Source organism: Nocardia cyriacigeorgica (assembly GCF_010858045.1).
Taxonomy (GTDB): domain Bacteria; phylum Actinomycetota; class Actinomycetes; order Mycobacteriales; family Mycobacteriaceae; genus Nocardia; species Nocardia cyriacigeorgica_E.
In genome coordinates this window covers 33,085-46,005 of sequence record NZ_JAAGVC010000024.1, presented here as the reverse complement: position 1 = coordinate 46,005, position 12,921 = coordinate 33,085, and the positions used below count along the sequence as shown (strand labels likewise).

Sequence of the window (12,921 nt, the reverse complement as noted above, 5' to 3'; positions counted from 1 at the left end):
GCACTCGAACACTTTTCCTCCGAGGAGGGTGCAATGACACTTCTGCGATCAGACTCCGATTTCCGCGAAATCGAGGCCGACTCCGCGCCGGCCCGCTTCGCGCGCGGCTGGCACTGCCTTGGCCTGCTTCGCGATTTCGCCGACGGAAAGCCACATACGGTCGAAGCTTTCGGCACCAAGCTCGTGGTCTTCCGGGGAACCGGCGACGGCAAGATCAATATTCTCGACGCCTACTGCCGCCACATGGGCGGTGATCTGTCCGAGGGCGAGGTCAAAGACGATGACATAGCCTGCCCGTTCCACGACTGGCGCTGGGGTGGTGACGGCCGCTGCACAAACATCCCGTACGCGCGCCGTGTTCCTCCGCTTGCGCGCACCCGGGCGTGGACCAGTCTGGAGCAGGACGGCATGCTGTTCGTCTGGCACGACCCGGAAGGCAAGCCGCCCACCGCCGCGGAAACCATCCCGCGTATCGAAGGCGCCGAGAGCGACGAGTGGACCGACTGGCATTGGTACACAACGATTGTCGACAACAACTGCCGCGAGATCATCGACAACGTCGTCGACATGGCGCACTTCTACTATGTCCACGGCTCTCTGCCGTCGTACTTCAAGAACGTCTTCGAGGGGCATATCGCCACCCAGTACTTCAAGAGCGAGGCTCGCGAGGATTTCGCGGCGCCGGAGGGGCAGCCGAAACTGCTCGGTTCCACCTCGGTCGCCTCGTATTACGGTCCCGCCTTCATGATCGACGACCTCACTTACCACTACGAGACCGGTGATCAGCAGACCGTGCTGTTGAACTGCCACTACCCGGTCAGCGCCGGCAAATTCGTGCTGATGTACGGCATCATCGGCAAGAAACAGCCCGGTGTGCCCGAGGATGTGGCGGTACACGCGGCGGTCGCGCTCGGCGATTACATCCGCCTTGGATTCGAGCAGGACGTCGAGATCTGGCGGCACAAGGCTCGCATCGATAATCCGTTGCTGTGCGAGGAGGACGGGCCGGTCTACCAGCTGCGTCGCTGGTACAACCAGTTCTATCTGGACCGCGCCGATGTCACCCCGGAGATGGTGGACCGGTTCGAACACGAACTCGATCTGTCCAGGGCTCAGGCGGTCTGGCGCAAGGAGGTTGCCGACAATATGGCTGATCAGGCGGATCCGACCGGGGCACCGGCATGATCGCGGATCGCACCGACAACCGCCTCGACGACGTACCCCTGCAACCTCTGCGTTGCGACGAGTGCGCTGCTCGAGTGTTGGTTCGTAAGAGCAGCCGGGCCCAGACAAGTCTGCAGTGGAATGCCGAAGCGCGTTCCGCCTGCTATGAATTGGCGTCTTCGCCGGCGCCGGGACCGGCGCTGGCCGGGTGCTCACGGATCCGGCGGACCATCGACGCGGCAGTTGCCTCCGGGGAACTGTGCATCATCGAAACGCAATCGGTGTGATTGTTCGCGGGCTCGCCCGCCGGCGAGCCCGCGAACGCCGACTGGGGCCGTTTGGTCGCCGGCGTTCGTGGTATGCCGATCGTGGGCCCCTCGGCCCGTGTCGCAGAAGGAGGATCTTCATGCTCGGAACGATTATCGGCGCGATCATCGTCGGACTCTTCGTTGGCGCGGTAGCGCGGCTGGTGATGCCGGGTAAGCAGAACATCGGTGTCATCATGACGATCCTGCTGGGTGTGATCGGCTCCTTCGCCGGCTCCTGGATCGCCTACCAGGCGGGATACTCCAACAGCAATGGTGGATTCCAGATCATTCCGCTAGTGGTCGGCATCGTGGTCGCGGTCGTCCTGATCGCGCTGTACCTGGCTGTCACAGGCCGCCGGGTGCGTTGATACGCGGCCTGGACCTAGCACCCCGGCACCGACCGCCGCGGGCGTCCCGATGGGACGCCCGCGGCGGCGTTACAGTGCGAGCATGGCCCGCCTTCCGGCACGCGAATCAGCCAGCGGGCGCACCGCGATTCGCATCAACGCCAGGGCGTTGTCGTCGCCCGCAATGCGATTCGAGCGCACCGCACCACAGGCCAGGCAGTGGTGAATGAGCGCCCACTCGCCACTGTCGCGCACCGAGATGCTGATCGCCGTCATCCGGCCCCGGCACGGCTCGGCCCTGTCGCCGGGCCGCCTGCGGTCGACATGCCGGCTGGTCAGACATTGCGGGCAGTGATTGCGATGTGCGGTACCCGGTGCGGCGAAAGGAACATCGAACCGGCACTGCACACAGCGGAACGTATCGGCCGATGACCCGGTGTCGGTCGCGTGCAGCACATCCTTGGCGCGCTGCCGATGGCGTCGTGTGGTGTTTCTGCGCGGCATCGCCGATGTCCTCACAGCTCGCTGAAGATTTCGAGCGGAAACGGCGGCTCCGCGAGCGGACGCACGGCCAGGCGCATCAGGATCAGCTGATTGTCATCGGTGGTGATCTGATGGAGCGACAGCTCGCCGCACCGGGCGCAGCGGTGCACGATGGCCCAGTGCCCGGTCCGCAGCGCCGCGATGGACAGCGGCGCCATCCGGCCACCGCAATCGGAACGGCCGCTGTCCCGATGATCGACGGTATGCCTGGAATGCAGACAGCTCGGGCAGTGATTGCGCCTGCTGTCATCCGGCGCGAGTACGGCTACGACGAGCCCGCATCGGAGGCAGGTGAAGGTGCCGGTCCGTTGTGCCGGACTCGGGTTGTTGTGTGTGGTGGTGTCGGACACCCGGTAGCTCCTGACTGAGACGAAGAGAGAAACAGCGAGAGCCGGCCGAGTGCGCCTCGATGGATGGCGGGCTACCGCGCAGGCCGGGCCTGGGCGGTAGTGGCATCGGTCATTCGGTGAGGCGCGCTCGGCGCCATCCAGGGGGTAGACATCCTCATCCTCCGAAGTCGGAACGTTGTGGTTCGACGGGTCGATGGAGCACTGTAGGCCGCGGGCGCGCGAGGGTGCCAGCGAATTTCTCAGCGGTCCCACGCCGGGAATTCGGTGCGACGGCGGTCATCGGCGTGGTGGTTCGATGAGTAGCGGTTTTATCAGCGCTTCGAGTTGCTCGACCATGTCCTCGACGGTGATGAGCTCAGGAGCCATCGTGGCCTGGAGGTGTATGCCGATAGAGGCGGCGATCAAGATGGTGGCCAAGCCGTCGGGCCGCACGCCGTCGGGCAGGTGAACGTGCGCGTCGACCCATCGCTCGGCAATCTCACGCAGCTGTTCATGCAAACCCGCGTACTTGTCGTGGATGGGGGAGTCCGGGTTCGCGGCTTCGGCGAACAAGGCCACGAAGAGCAAAGACATCTTCGCGATCGCCGGCTGCTTGACGCCGGCCAGTAGATCGTCGGTCGGGTTCGGCGAGCCGTCGCCGGACGGTTCGCCTGGTCCGGCCAGCAGCGCGTTGCCCGCGTCGTCGAGCACCGCTGCGAGCAGTCCTTCCTTGTTGCCGAAATGCCACGGGATCGAGCCGCGGCTCACGCCGGAACGGGCCGCAACATCAGCGAAAGTGGTCTGCTGATAGCCCTTTTCGACAAAGAGGCCGGCGGCGGCCTCGATCAGCAGCCTGCGGCTCTCCCGTGTGGTCTCGGCACGTCGATCGGCCATGTCGTTCGTCCGTCCTTCCAGGGTTCCGGCGACGCAAGCCTAGCCTAGGCAGCCATTGACCGACTATTCAGCACAGGCTATGTTGGCCGACATAGAGCTCGGCCGTCGGTGCGCGAGACCACCGTCCGCCGGGCTCATCCATCCCCCACGGCGACGACGAACGCGCCTCTGACGAACCCCCAGTGGAGAGGGACAACGATGACAACTGACACGAGCCCGGGCGGGCCGAGGAGGTCCCCGCGATGAAGATCGACGGATCGGTCGTCCTGGTCGCGGGCGGCGCCTCGGGTTTGGGCCTGGCGGTGGTGGACCGAGCTGCCCGGGCGGGGGCGACGGTCGTCGTGCTCGACACCCACGCGGGCGCCGGCGGCGGCGAGAGCCGAATCCACCATGTCCCAGGCGATATCTGTGCCGACGGCGATGTCGCGTCGGCGCTGGACCGGGCGCGCGAACTCGGCCACCTGCGAGCGGTTGTGAACTGCGCGGGCATCGATCGCGTCGGCTCGACGCTGAATGCGGACGGCCCCTTGCCCATCGAGCAGTTCGCCGAGGTGATACGGGTCAACCTGGTCGGCGCGTTCAATCTCCTGCGGCTGGCGGCTGCTCGCATGGCAGACCTCGAGCCGATCGAAGGCGAACGCGGAGTGATCATCAATACCGGTTCGATCGCCGGGACGGATGCTCCTGCCGGATTGGTCGCCTACGTCGCGGCCAAGGCAGGTCTGGCCGGAATGACCTTGACCGCCGCCAGGGATCTCGCCCCGGCACTCATTCGCGTGGTGACCGTAGCGCCCGGCATTTTCGATACTCCGATGTTCGGCCGACTGCCCGATGACGCACAGCGGGCTTCGTTGTCGGCCACGCAGCATCCCGCCCGGCCCGGCGTGCCGAACGAATTCGCCGCACTGGTCGCCCACGTCATCGACAACGCCATGCTCAACGGCGAAACGATGCGGCTCGATGGTGCTGTGCGACTGGGGGTGCGGCGGTCATGAGCGCGGAACCAGCACAGCCGCGAGCCACGACTGTGTCCGTCCGCGGCCACCGGCTCGGTTCTTCCAGGCGCTTCGTGGTCATCGCGACGATCCTCTGTTCGGCGACGATGGTGGTGTTCGGCGGGTGGATGCGGGTGGACCCGGCGGGGTTCGCCGAATGGGCGAACTGGCCCAATCACGTGCACTTCCTGCACGACGCGGGCGTGTTCCAGCTGGGGATCGGGCTGATGATGCTGTGCGCGCTGCGATGGCCGGATGCCTTGGCTGTCGTGCTGTTCGGTTTCGCATTCGCCAATACCTTCCATGCGATCAACCACGCGATGGATGCCGACCTCGGCGGCAACAGTTCGGATTTCTGGACGCTGGGAGCCGTCTCCCTGATCGCGATCGCGGCGCTGGGCGTGCGCTTGCGAATCCTCGAACAGCGTAAGGAGAAGTGAGATGAGAGTTATCGTCGCCGGCGCGACCGGCACCTTGGGTATGACCTTGACCGAGCAGTTGATCGCCGCAGGGCATTCGGTGATCGGCCTATGTCGCCGGCCCGAGGGCGCGGACCGGCTGACGGTGATCGGCGCGGAACCGGTGGTGGCCGACGTGCTGGACGAGCACGGGCTGCTGACGGCGCTGACGGGCCATCGCGCCGATGCGGTGATCCACCAGGCCACCGCGCTCAGCCGGATGCCGATCACGCACAGCCGGCTCGACGAGACCAACGCATTGCGTGACATCGGCACCTCGCATCTGCTGCTCGCGGCCGCGGCGGTGGGGGCGCGGCGGTTCCTCACTCAATCTTTCTTTCTCGGCTACGGCTACCGCGATCACGGTAGCGAGCCGGTCACCGAGGAGCATTTGTTCGGCCGGCCGGACGGTTCGGCTTTCGATCGTCACCTGCGGTCGATGCGATCGAACGAGGATCAGGTCTTCGCCGCACGCGGAATCGACGGTATCGCGCTGCGCTACGGCCTGTTCTACGGACCGGAACCCACTACCCGGCGTTTCGCCGCGTCGACTCGCGCCCGCAGGCTCCCGGTACCCGCACGTGCGGGCATCACCTCGCCTATCCACATCTTCGATGCGGCCGCGGCGACCGTCGCCGCGCTCGAGCGGGGTCGCGGCGGCGAAGCGTACAACGTCGCCGACGACTGCCCCCTCGGATTCGATGACTACATTCGCGCGATCGCGCGGGCATCCGATGCTCCCGAACCGCGGCGTATTCCCGGCTGGCTGCTACGGCCCGCTCCTTATCTGTACGGACTCATGGTCGGCACCAGCATCCGATTGTCGAATGAGAAAGCGAAACGGGAGCTCGGCTGGACACCTCGATACGCCAGCTGCCACGAGGGGCTGGCCGCACTCGATGTGGATGACTACCAGATCCGATGAACGTTCGACCCGTCTGCCCGGGAAGGAACTCGCTGTGAGCTCGAATAGTAGGAAGCTGATGTCCACCCTTGTTGCTCCGGTCGGAGCGGCTTATGGTGTGGCACTGGGGTTTCGGATGTATCATCCGCCGCGCCGCCCGCACCACCGGCGACCGGAGGATGTCGAACTTGCGGCGACAGAGCGAATCGTCGACGTGTCCCCGACGGGGCGGATTCACGTGTGGCTGTGCGCGGGTGCGCGGGACCGCGTCGTCGTGCTCGGGCACGGCATAGGGCTGAGCAAATCGGCTTCCCTTGCCCATGCGAAGTTGCTCCACGAGGCGGGCTACACGGTGTGCCTGTTCGATCATCGCAACCATGGGGCGAGCAGCTATCACCGCGGTTTCCGCAGGCTCGGAGAGCATTTCACCACCGATATCGTCGAGGTCGTCGCGGCGCTGCGTGCGATGGCGGAGTTTCGTGACGCGAGGATCGCACTGTTCGGCTTCTCGTTCTCCACCTTCCCTTCGGTACACGCGTTGACCCGTCCGGACTTCGCCGTGGACGCGATCATCTGTGATAGCGGGCCGGTGGATGACGGACGCGCCCTGTTCGAACGCTTCCTGGCAGCGGGGCCACTGCCTGTGCCGGGAGTATTCGCCCGTGGTCGGGCCGGCGCCGCCACCAGGTCGGCGATGACGGCGACAGCGCAGGCATTGCTCGGTGTCGAATGGCCGCCACGGGTATCGCCCACGGCCGCGCAGGTACCCGCGCTCTTCATCTGCGGCGAAAACGATCAGATCACCACTCCGGAAGCCGTTCAGGCTCTGGCGGCCCGGTATACCGGTTTCCAGGTGGAGGTATTGCCCGGCGCCGGGCATCTGGAGGGATTGAAGCTCGCGCGACAGCGCTACACCGAACTCGTCCTGGATTTTCTCGGCCGCCACCTCGTCGCTTGATTCCGGGGACACGACGCCCGAAATTTCATCTCGTCCGGTGTGATTCCTTTCATGAAGCCCGATGTATACGGCGCCGTATGTATGACATAAGCTCAAATATACGGCACCGTATACTTGAGTGAATCGGTGCGAACGCGGCGGTGTGAAGACGCGCCGTGTGTACCCGGCGGAGCCGGGGAGTTCCATATCCAGAACGAGGAGTTCACATGATCAAGTGGGCAGGTTGGCTCATAGTGCTGTTTCCCGGAATCGGCCACACAACGGGCGCTCTCATCGAGTCGGCCCCCACCCACGGGCAAGCATGGCTCGACGGGACGGGATGGACGGCGGAAGCCAATGCGATGGACTACGCCGAAGCCACGCTGTGGTACACGATATTCAGCTTCGGCGTGCCGTTCCTCATGATCGGCCTGCTGGTGCTGTGGCTGGACCGGCGCGGCATCACACCGCCGGCGTTCCTCGCCTGGCTGGTCGCCGGTTGGACCCTGATCACCGTCGCGGTCGGCGGCCCCTCGCCCTTGCTCATCCTCCTGGTCGTCGCCGGTCTGCTCCTGGCCGGCTCCCGCCGTGCTCGTCATGACGGGCCCGGAAACGAGGCCGCACTATCCGTTCGCGCCGGCTGAACCAGAGACATTGGAGCGTCGCATGTCATCAATTTTCTCGCTATCCGGGGCAGTGTTGCACACCGACCGCCTCTGTCTACGGCAATGGCCCGCTGACGATCTCGCCGCCGTCGCCGATGGCGAACGGCGGGCGGACTGGGTGGACGACTTCCCGGCCGAGGGAGATCGCGTGATCGCCGGCGTGATCGCCCAGCAGGAGGCCGGAACGCGCGAGGGGCACCGGCAGATCGTCGAGCGGGCGTCCGGCTTGGTCGTCGGCAGTATCAGTCTGCTGTGGCCGCCGAACGACGGCGCCCTCGAATTCGGATACGGCATCGTCACGTCACGGCGCGGCCGAGGATATGCCGCCGAAGCCGCTCGGGCGATGGTCTCCTTCGCGCTGACCGCACCAGAGGTCCACACGGTGTACGCCGATGTGGACGAGGCGAACCCGGCCTCCATCCGCGTCCTGGAAAAGGCCGGACTGCACCGTGTCGGCGGTGATGGGAGCACGGCCCGGTTCAGCACGGCGATGCCCGATCGGTAGCGGCCCGGAGCCGACTTCGCCGGCGGGTACGCCACCGGCGGAGATGGCGCGCGTGCTCACCGAGGAGCTGCGATCCAGCGCGCGGTGCAGGCGTATCTGTGCGATCAACACCGGGTTCTTCGACCAGAGTTGGACGCCCGGCGATCTCGAACCCGTCTGACCTCCGCCGGCTACGGCAGTGGCCCGACGGCGATCGCGGGATCGCCGGCGTCATCACCGAGCAGCAGGCGGGCGAGGCGGACGTCCACCCGCGGATCTCGAGTGGCCGGCGCGTCAGGCGGTGCGGAGTAGCACGTTGTCGAGGAACTCTAGTTGATCCGCGAGGACCTCGGTTCGGGCGTCCGGGCGATAGAAGTCGAAGTGCCCGAACGGATACCGGCGCAGCGATCCGCTCGGCGCCACCTCGGCCAGCCGACTGCTGTCGGATTCGGTGGTCTCGTTGTCGAATTCGCCGACGCAGACCAGCAGCGGCATGGTGAGCCGGTGCGCACAGGTTTCCGGCTTGTAGCGCATCATGTCGAACAGGGCTCGCGGGGCCACCCGGTTTTCCCATGTGGCGCTGTGCATGGCCGCAATGGTCTGGGACGCTTGTGGCCCCGTCATCACGGCGAGTTCGCCGGTCTCACCGACCGCGGGAAGGTAATACGGTGCCCGGCCGGTCCAGCCACGCACACGATCGCGCATCATGGCGCTGAACAACGCGAAGGTCGCCTTTCGAGAGCGTCCCGCGGCCTTCTTGGGAAATCCGTTGAACGGTATCTGGGCGACCACGGCCGCGATTCGTGAGTCGTCGGCCGCTGCCGTGACGACATGGCCCCCGCCGAGCGAGGTTCCCCATAGTGCGACCCGATTCGGGTCGACCTCATCGAGCCCACGTGTCAGGGCTGTGGCCGCATGGATATCGGCGACCTGCCCGGCAATGTCGACCAACTGCCGTGGCTCGCCGTGGCTCGTTCCGAAGTTCCGGTAGTCGAAGGTGACCGCGATGTAGCCGGCTGCCGCGAAGGTGCGCGCGGCCGCCTCGATCGACGGTGTGTCCTGAGTGCCACCGAACCCGGGGCACAGCACGACGCCGGGAAGCCCCGTTGCCCGCTTCGTGCGATACACGGTCGCCGCGCATTCGGTGCCCCCGGAACGGAATTCGACTCGTATCACGTCCATACATCGCTCCTTGTTCAAGCCAGTTCGGTAGCAAGGATTCGTCCGAGCAGATCGAGCACATGGCGCCGGTGCCGGGCCAGGTCGAGTTCAGGCCGGCCGACGTAGAACTCGTGTAGTCCGGTGAGCGCGCCGAGTATCGCCACCGCGGTCGATTCGGCATCGGTGACATCGAATTCGCCCGCCGCCACACCGTCTTCCAGTAGGCGCGTCATCGCCGGCAACAGTGCGGCCACAACTTCGCCGGTCACCCTCTTGTGCACGTCGTCGAACGATCGGGTGTGCAGATCGGCGAGGAACCCTGCGGACGCGGGCGCCGCGGCCAGCTCGTAGTTGTAATCGAGATAGGCCACCAGGCGTCGCCCCGGCGCGACCGTGCGGTCGCCGATGATATTCAGATAGTCGCGTTCCATCCGCCGTGCCAGCGTGGTGACGCATTCCTCCAGCACGTCGCTCTTGGATCGAAAGTGGTGGTAGAAACACCCCTTCGCGACCCCGAGCCGCCCGACGATCGCTTCCACCGTGGTCTTCTCGAATCCGAATTCGGTGAACAGGGCGAGAGCCGCGTCGACGATCTCCGCCTTGCGCACCTCGGGCTTCTTGACCTCCCGCATGTGCACCTCCATAACCGACGGTACAGACCGACCGTCGGTCGGTCAATCGCCCGAGTGCAGCCGGTGGAGGTAATCGGAGATCGTCGCGCCGGTGTGCGTGCGCACCGCGATATATCCATCAGGGCGAATGAGGATCAGGGTGCCGGAGTCGGCGCGATATATCCGCTCGGCTTCGGCGCCGATCAGCAACTGCGGGGCTGCTGATGGAGGGCGGGTCGAGGGATCGAGGATCAGGCAGGTGCGGACGCGTGCGGCGTTCACGCCGTCGATGCCATCGAAGGCCTGGATCGAGTCGGCGCCGAAACCGAGGAGGGTCCAGTGGGTTCCGCGCAGAACGTCGAACAGCCGTGTCGGTGTGCCGCCGATGTCGACACCGTGAGCGTCCGGTGCCCTGTCGCCGGGGCCTGGGCCTCGATGGCGCCTTGTGGTGGTGACGGTGAGTGGGGAGTCGGGGTAGGAAATGCCGAGCTGGCTGGTCCTGGCGAGGAGCCTACCCATCACAGCGGGCCTTTTGAGCACCGGGAAGAGCACATGGTCTCGGAGCGCTCGTCGCACCCCGCGCAGAGCGAACACCGACTCGAAACCGCGGGAGCTGTCGGCAAGAACCTTGGCGACCGGGATTCGTTCCAGTTCGTAGCTGTCGAGCAGGGCGCTCGGCGCGCCGTCGAGAACGGCGGCGAGTTTCCAGCCGAGGTTGTAGGCATCCTGGATGCCGGTGTTCATGCCCTGCCCGCCCGCGGGGGAGTGCACATGGGCGGCGTCGCCGGCCAGGAACACTCGCCCGTGCCGGTAGCGGTCGACCATGCGGGCGTTGAACCGATAGCGGGACAACCACGTCGGGCGGCTCAGTGAAATATCCGCACGGCCGGTTCGCGCGGCGCACAACTCGCGGAAAACGTCCAGCGTGGGCTCAGGGATCGACCCGTCCGGCCCCGGCACGACGTTGGCCTGGAACTGCCATGCCCCCTCGGCCTGCGGCAAGGGGGAAACCGCCAGGTAGCTGCCGTCCGTGCCGAACCAGGCGTAGGCGGCATCGTCGTCGAGCCCCTCGATCGAGACATCGCCGACGAGGAAGTACTGGTCGTCATGCGTGCGCCCGTGCATGCCGATCCCGAGTTGTCTGCGCACCGTGGAATGCCCGCCGTCGCAACCGACCAGAAAACGCGCGCGGATCACCTCGCCGGTATCGAGTTCGGCAGTGACTCCATCGTCGTCCTGCCGGAACGAGCTCAGCGCGCGTCCGAACGACACCTCGCCGCCCACTTCGTGCAGTCGCTGCGCCAGTAACCGTTCTACCCGCCATTCGGGGATCACCAGCAGATCCGGATACGGCACACCGGGCCGCGGTCCGGAACCGGCCGTCGCCAACTCCACTGTGAGCCTGTGGTCTTGGTGCACACGCAACGGCAGTCCGATCACCCCCGCGGAGCGGATCGCGTCCACCACGCCGAGATCGTCGAGTACTTCCAGGCTTCGTGGCTGGAGTCCCTTGCCTCGTGACCCGAGGGCCGGGGCGTCATTGCGGTCGATCAGCCGGTGGTGCACCCCGCGCCTGGCCAGCTCGATGGCCGAGCACAGGCCGGTCGGCCCGGCTCCCACTATCAGGACCTCGGTCTCCTGAACGTCATTGTCCGGCATGGGTTCCCACCTCATTTTCGTATTCACTACATCGTTGTACTACAACGTAATACTACGATGTAGTAATCTCAAGGGATGCCGAAGAAAAGTGAGCGCCGTGCCCTGTTGGCCGACACAGCGTTGGCGTTGATCGACGAACACGGCCTGGCGCAGGTCACCCATCGCGCCATCGACGCCGCCGCGGACGTACCCATCGGCACCACCTCGAACTATTTCCCGACCCGGGCGGCGCTGTACGAGGCCATCGCCCGCCGCATCCTCGATCTTCAACTCGAAGCCGAGCCGGACTCCCCGCAAGACGAGGCGAGGTCCGAGGACGTCGCGGACTACTTGGCCGCAGCCGGTGATGCGGGCACGGGTGCGGCCAGGAACCGTTATCTGGCCCGGTTCGAACTGTCGCTGGAAGCGAGCCGAAATGCCGAGTTGGCCGCGACGATGCGCGAACTCCGCGCGGTCACCGTCCGCAGACGTGCCACCCGGATCCGAGCCGCCTACCCGCGCGCGACCGACCAGCAGGTCGACGCGATCGCATCCCTGCTCACCGGCATTGCCTTCGATCGCCTGACTCTCGATGTGCCCGCGATGGATACCGCCGAGGCGGCGAGCGCTGTGCTGCGCGGCTTCTTCGAATAGCGGAGGCGGTGGGGTGCGCTCGGGGTTTGCGTTCGCTACCGGTCGGGTACAAACCGTTGATGATGGCGAGGCAGAGTTGTGGTTCAGCTGCCGGTCTGCGGGATCGGTTCGTTCTCCGCGAGCGCCTGGTTGCAGTGGCGTCCCCGGTCGAGTGGGGTGGCCCGCGGTGATAACGAGTGCGATCGTGGTGTTGCTGGTGCCCAGTGTTCTGCTCATCGTAGTGGCGTTGACCATGCGTCATTTCGACACGAGATAGCCCGGGTCGGGTCGGTCGGCCAGGTATTGCGCTGCCCGAACGGACGGCCGCGAGATCGAAAGGTGCGCAGAATGGATCCTGATTCCGACAACACACCGATCGCCGCTGCGGCAGTGAGCCTCGGCTTGCCGGCGCGGCCGGACGCGGCGGCGACCTTGCAGTCGATCGCTGAAACCGTCGCTCTGACAGAGTCTTTCGAGGCCGACGACGTCGATGCCATCGGCCTCGTGGTGAACGAGATGGCCACCGAATTGGTCGGCAGCACCGATGATGCCGCGGTGGTGCACTGCGAGATCACTTCCAGCGCAAGCGTTGTGCACGTGCAGCTGGGCGCTGCTACCCATTCGGTTCCGCCCGGCGATGCGCAGGATCTCGACTGGCAGATCGTCTACGCGCTCGCCCCTTCGGCGACCGTGCGTTCCCGGCCGGGCATCAGCGGTGAGGGTTTCTGGACGGAGATGCAGTTCCGCTGGGACCGCGGCCGCTGCGGCACCCGTTGCCTGCGCGACGTCACTACTCGCATCGGTGGGGTCGGTACATCGGCGGCGTGAGCACCGCGTCGATCGGCTGGAC

At 65.9% G+C, this 12,921-nt stretch carries 16 protein-coding genes; 10 read left to right on the top strand and 6 right to left on the bottom strand.

What is annotated here, in order from left to right; all coding sequences use genetic code 11:
- The first annotated feature begins 33 nt into the window (after positions 1 to 33).
- Together GV790_RS19525 and GV790_RS19520 are read left to right on the top strand one after the other, a co-directional pair.
- On the top strand, positions 34 to 1,185 hold the full coding sequence (locus tag GV790_RS19525) for a Rieske 2Fe-2S domain-containing protein (protein ID WP_163814787.1): 1,152 nt from the start codon (positions 34 to 36) through the stop codon (positions 1,183 to 1,185).
- Positions 1,186 to 1,570: 385 nt separating this feature from the next.
- Positions 1,571 to 1,840 (top strand): GlsB/YeaQ/YmgE family stress response membrane protein, encoded by a 270-nt coding sequence (locus tag GV790_RS19520; protein WP_163814770.1) that lies wholly within the window; start codon positions 1,571 to 1,573, stop codon positions 1,838 to 1,840.
- Between the two features lie 69 nt (positions 1,841 to 1,909).
- On the opposite strand, the gene GV790_RS19515 is transcribed toward GV790_RS19520, so the two are convergent.
- The 3 genes from GV790_RS19515 to GV790_RS19505 all read right to left on the bottom strand — a co-directional run bounded on the left by GV790_RS19515 (position 1,910) and on the right by GV790_RS19505 (position 3,585).
- A complete protein-coding gene (locus GV790_RS19515; protein WP_163814769.1) occupies positions 1,910 to 2,323 on the bottom strand; it encodes an RNHCP domain-containing protein in 414 nt (137 codons plus the stop codon).
- Positions 2,324 to 2,334: 11 nt separating this feature from the next.
- Complete coding sequence (locus GV790_RS19510; RefSeq protein WP_163814768.1) at positions 2,335 to 2,712, bottom strand: RNHCP domain-containing protein; 378 nt, start codon at positions 2,710 to 2,712, stop codon at positions 2,335 to 2,337.
- 276 nt (positions 2,713 to 2,988) lie between these two features.
- Entirely contained in the window at positions 2,989 to 3,585 is a 597-nt protein-coding gene (locus GV790_RS19505; protein ID WP_163814767.1) for a TetR/AcrR family transcriptional regulator, read from the bottom strand.
- Between the two features lie 242 nt (positions 3,586 to 3,827).
- Between GV790_RS19505 and GV790_RS19500 the strand changes: the two genes are divergently transcribed.
- The 6 genes from GV790_RS19500 to GV790_RS19475 all read left to right on the top strand — a co-directional run bounded on the left by GV790_RS19500 (position 3,828) and on the right by GV790_RS19475 (position 8,049).
- Positions 3,828 to 4,580, top strand: a complete 753-nt coding sequence (locus GV790_RS19500) for an SDR family NAD(P)-dependent oxidoreductase (RefSeq protein ID WP_163814766.1) — start codon at positions 3,828 to 3,830, stop codon at positions 4,578 to 4,580.
- A 74-nt stretch (positions 4,581 to 4,654) separates the two neighbouring features.
- Entirely contained in the window at positions 4,655 to 5,020 is a 366-nt protein-coding gene (locus GV790_RS19495; protein ID WP_280213331.1) for a hypothetical protein, read from the top strand.
- Between the two features lies 1 nt (position 5,021).
- Complete coding sequence (locus tag GV790_RS19490) at positions 5,022 to 5,963, top strand: NAD-dependent epimerase/dehydratase family protein (protein WP_163814765.1); 942 nt, start codon at positions 5,022 to 5,024, stop codon at positions 5,961 to 5,963.
- 193 nt (positions 5,964 to 6,156) lie between these two features.
- On the top strand, positions 6,157 to 6,900 hold the full coding sequence (locus GV790_RS19485) for an alpha/beta hydrolase (protein WP_194991367.1): 744 nt from the start codon (positions 6,157 to 6,159) through the stop codon (positions 6,898 to 6,900).
- Positions 6,901 to 7,106: 206 nt separating this feature from the next.
- Entirely contained in the window at positions 7,107 to 7,523 is a 417-nt protein-coding gene (locus GV790_RS19480) for a DUF6463 family protein (RefSeq protein ID WP_163814763.1), read from the top strand.
- Positions 7,477 to 8,049 carry a GNAT family N-acetyltransferase gene (locus tag GV790_RS19475; RefSeq protein ID WP_256673403.1) on the top strand — a complete coding sequence of 191 codons (573 nt, stop codon included), beginning with the start codon at positions 7,477 to 7,479 and terminating at the stop codon, positions 8,047 to 8,049. The genes GV790_RS19480 and GV790_RS19475 overlap by 47 nt, the downstream gene beginning before the upstream one ends.
- Before the next feature lie 273 nt (positions 8,050 to 8,322).
- On the opposite strand, the gene GV790_RS19470 is transcribed toward GV790_RS19475, so the two are convergent.
- The 3 genes from GV790_RS19470 to GV790_RS19460 are packed head-to-tail and all read right to left on the bottom strand — an operon-like array spanning position 8,323 to position 11,459.
- The gene (locus GV790_RS19470; protein ID WP_163814762.1) at positions 8,323 to 9,210 is read right to left on the bottom strand and encodes an alpha/beta hydrolase; all 888 of its coding nucleotides are present in this window, start codon (positions 9,208 to 9,210) and stop codon (positions 8,323 to 8,325) included.
- Positions 9,211 to 9,224: 14 nt separating this feature from the next.
- On the bottom strand, positions 9,225 to 9,821 hold the full coding sequence (locus GV790_RS19465) for a TetR/AcrR family transcriptional regulator (protein ID WP_163814761.1): 597 nt from the start codon (positions 9,819 to 9,821) through the stop codon (positions 9,225 to 9,227).
- Positions 9,822 to 9,863: 42 nt separating this feature from the next.
- Positions 9,864 to 11,459, bottom strand: a complete 1,596-nt coding sequence (locus tag GV790_RS19460; protein ID WP_163814760.1) for an FAD-dependent monooxygenase — start codon at positions 11,457 to 11,459, stop codon at positions 9,864 to 9,866.
- Between the two features lie 75 nt (positions 11,460 to 11,534).
- Here GV790_RS19460 and GV790_RS19455 point away from each other — a divergent pair, with 75 nt between their 5' ends.
- Both GV790_RS19455 and GV790_RS30775 read left to right on the top strand, forming a co-directional pair.
- A complete protein-coding gene (locus GV790_RS19455) occupies positions 11,535 to 12,092 on the top strand; it encodes a TetR/AcrR family transcriptional regulator (RefSeq protein ID WP_163814759.1) in 558 nt (185 codons plus the stop codon).
- A gap of 381 nt (positions 12,093 to 12,473) precedes the next feature.
- Entirely contained in the window at positions 12,474 to 12,899 is a 426-nt protein-coding gene (locus GV790_RS30775; RefSeq protein WP_218586440.1) for a hypothetical protein, read from the top strand.
- Positions 12,900 to 12,921: the final 22 nt, after the last annotated feature.

Coding starts and splice junctions, on each gene's coding strand:
- GV790_RS19525 (WP_163814787.1), top strand. CDS start 34: ATGACACTTCTGCGATCAGACTCCGATTTCCGCGAAATCGAGGCCGAC.
- GV790_RS19520 (WP_163814770.1), top strand. CDS start 1,571: ATGCTCGGAACGATTATCGGCGCGATCATCGTCGGACTCTTCGTTGGC.
- GV790_RS19515 (WP_163814769.1), bottom strand. CDS start 2,323: ATGCCGCGCAGAAACACCACACGACGCCATCGGCAGCGCGCCAAGGAT.
- GV790_RS19505 (WP_163814767.1), bottom strand. CDS start 3,585: ATGGCCGATCGACGTGCCGAGACCACACGGGAGAGCCGCAGGCTGCTG.
- GV790_RS19500 (WP_163814766.1), top strand. CDS start 3,828: ATGAAGATCGACGGATCGGTCGTCCTGGTCGCGGGCGGCGCCTCGGGT.
- GV790_RS19490 (WP_163814765.1), top strand. CDS start 5,022: ATGAGAGTTATCGTCGCCGGCGCGACCGGCACCTTGGGTATGACCTTG.
- GV790_RS19480 (WP_163814763.1), top strand. CDS start 7,107: ATGATCAAGTGGGCAGGTTGGCTCATAGTGCTGTTTCCCGGAATCGGC.
- GV790_RS19475 (WP_256673403.1), top strand. CDS start 7,477: ATGACGGGCCCGGAAACGAGGCCGCACTATCCGTTCGCGCCGGCTGAA.
- GV790_RS19470 (WP_163814762.1), bottom strand. CDS start 9,210: ATGGACGTGATACGAGTCGAATTCCGTTCCGGGGGCACCGAATGCGCG.
- GV790_RS19465 (WP_163814761.1), bottom strand. CDS start 9,821: ATGCGGGAGGTCAAGAAGCCCGAGGTGCGCAAGGCGGAGATCGTCGAC.
- GV790_RS19460 (WP_163814760.1), bottom strand. CDS start 11,459: ATGCCGGACAATGACGTTCAGGAGACCGAGGTCCTGATAGTGGGAGCC.
- GV790_RS19455 (WP_163814759.1), top strand. CDS start 11,535: ATGCCGAAGAAAAGTGAGCGCCGTGCCCTGTTGGCCGACACAGCGTTG.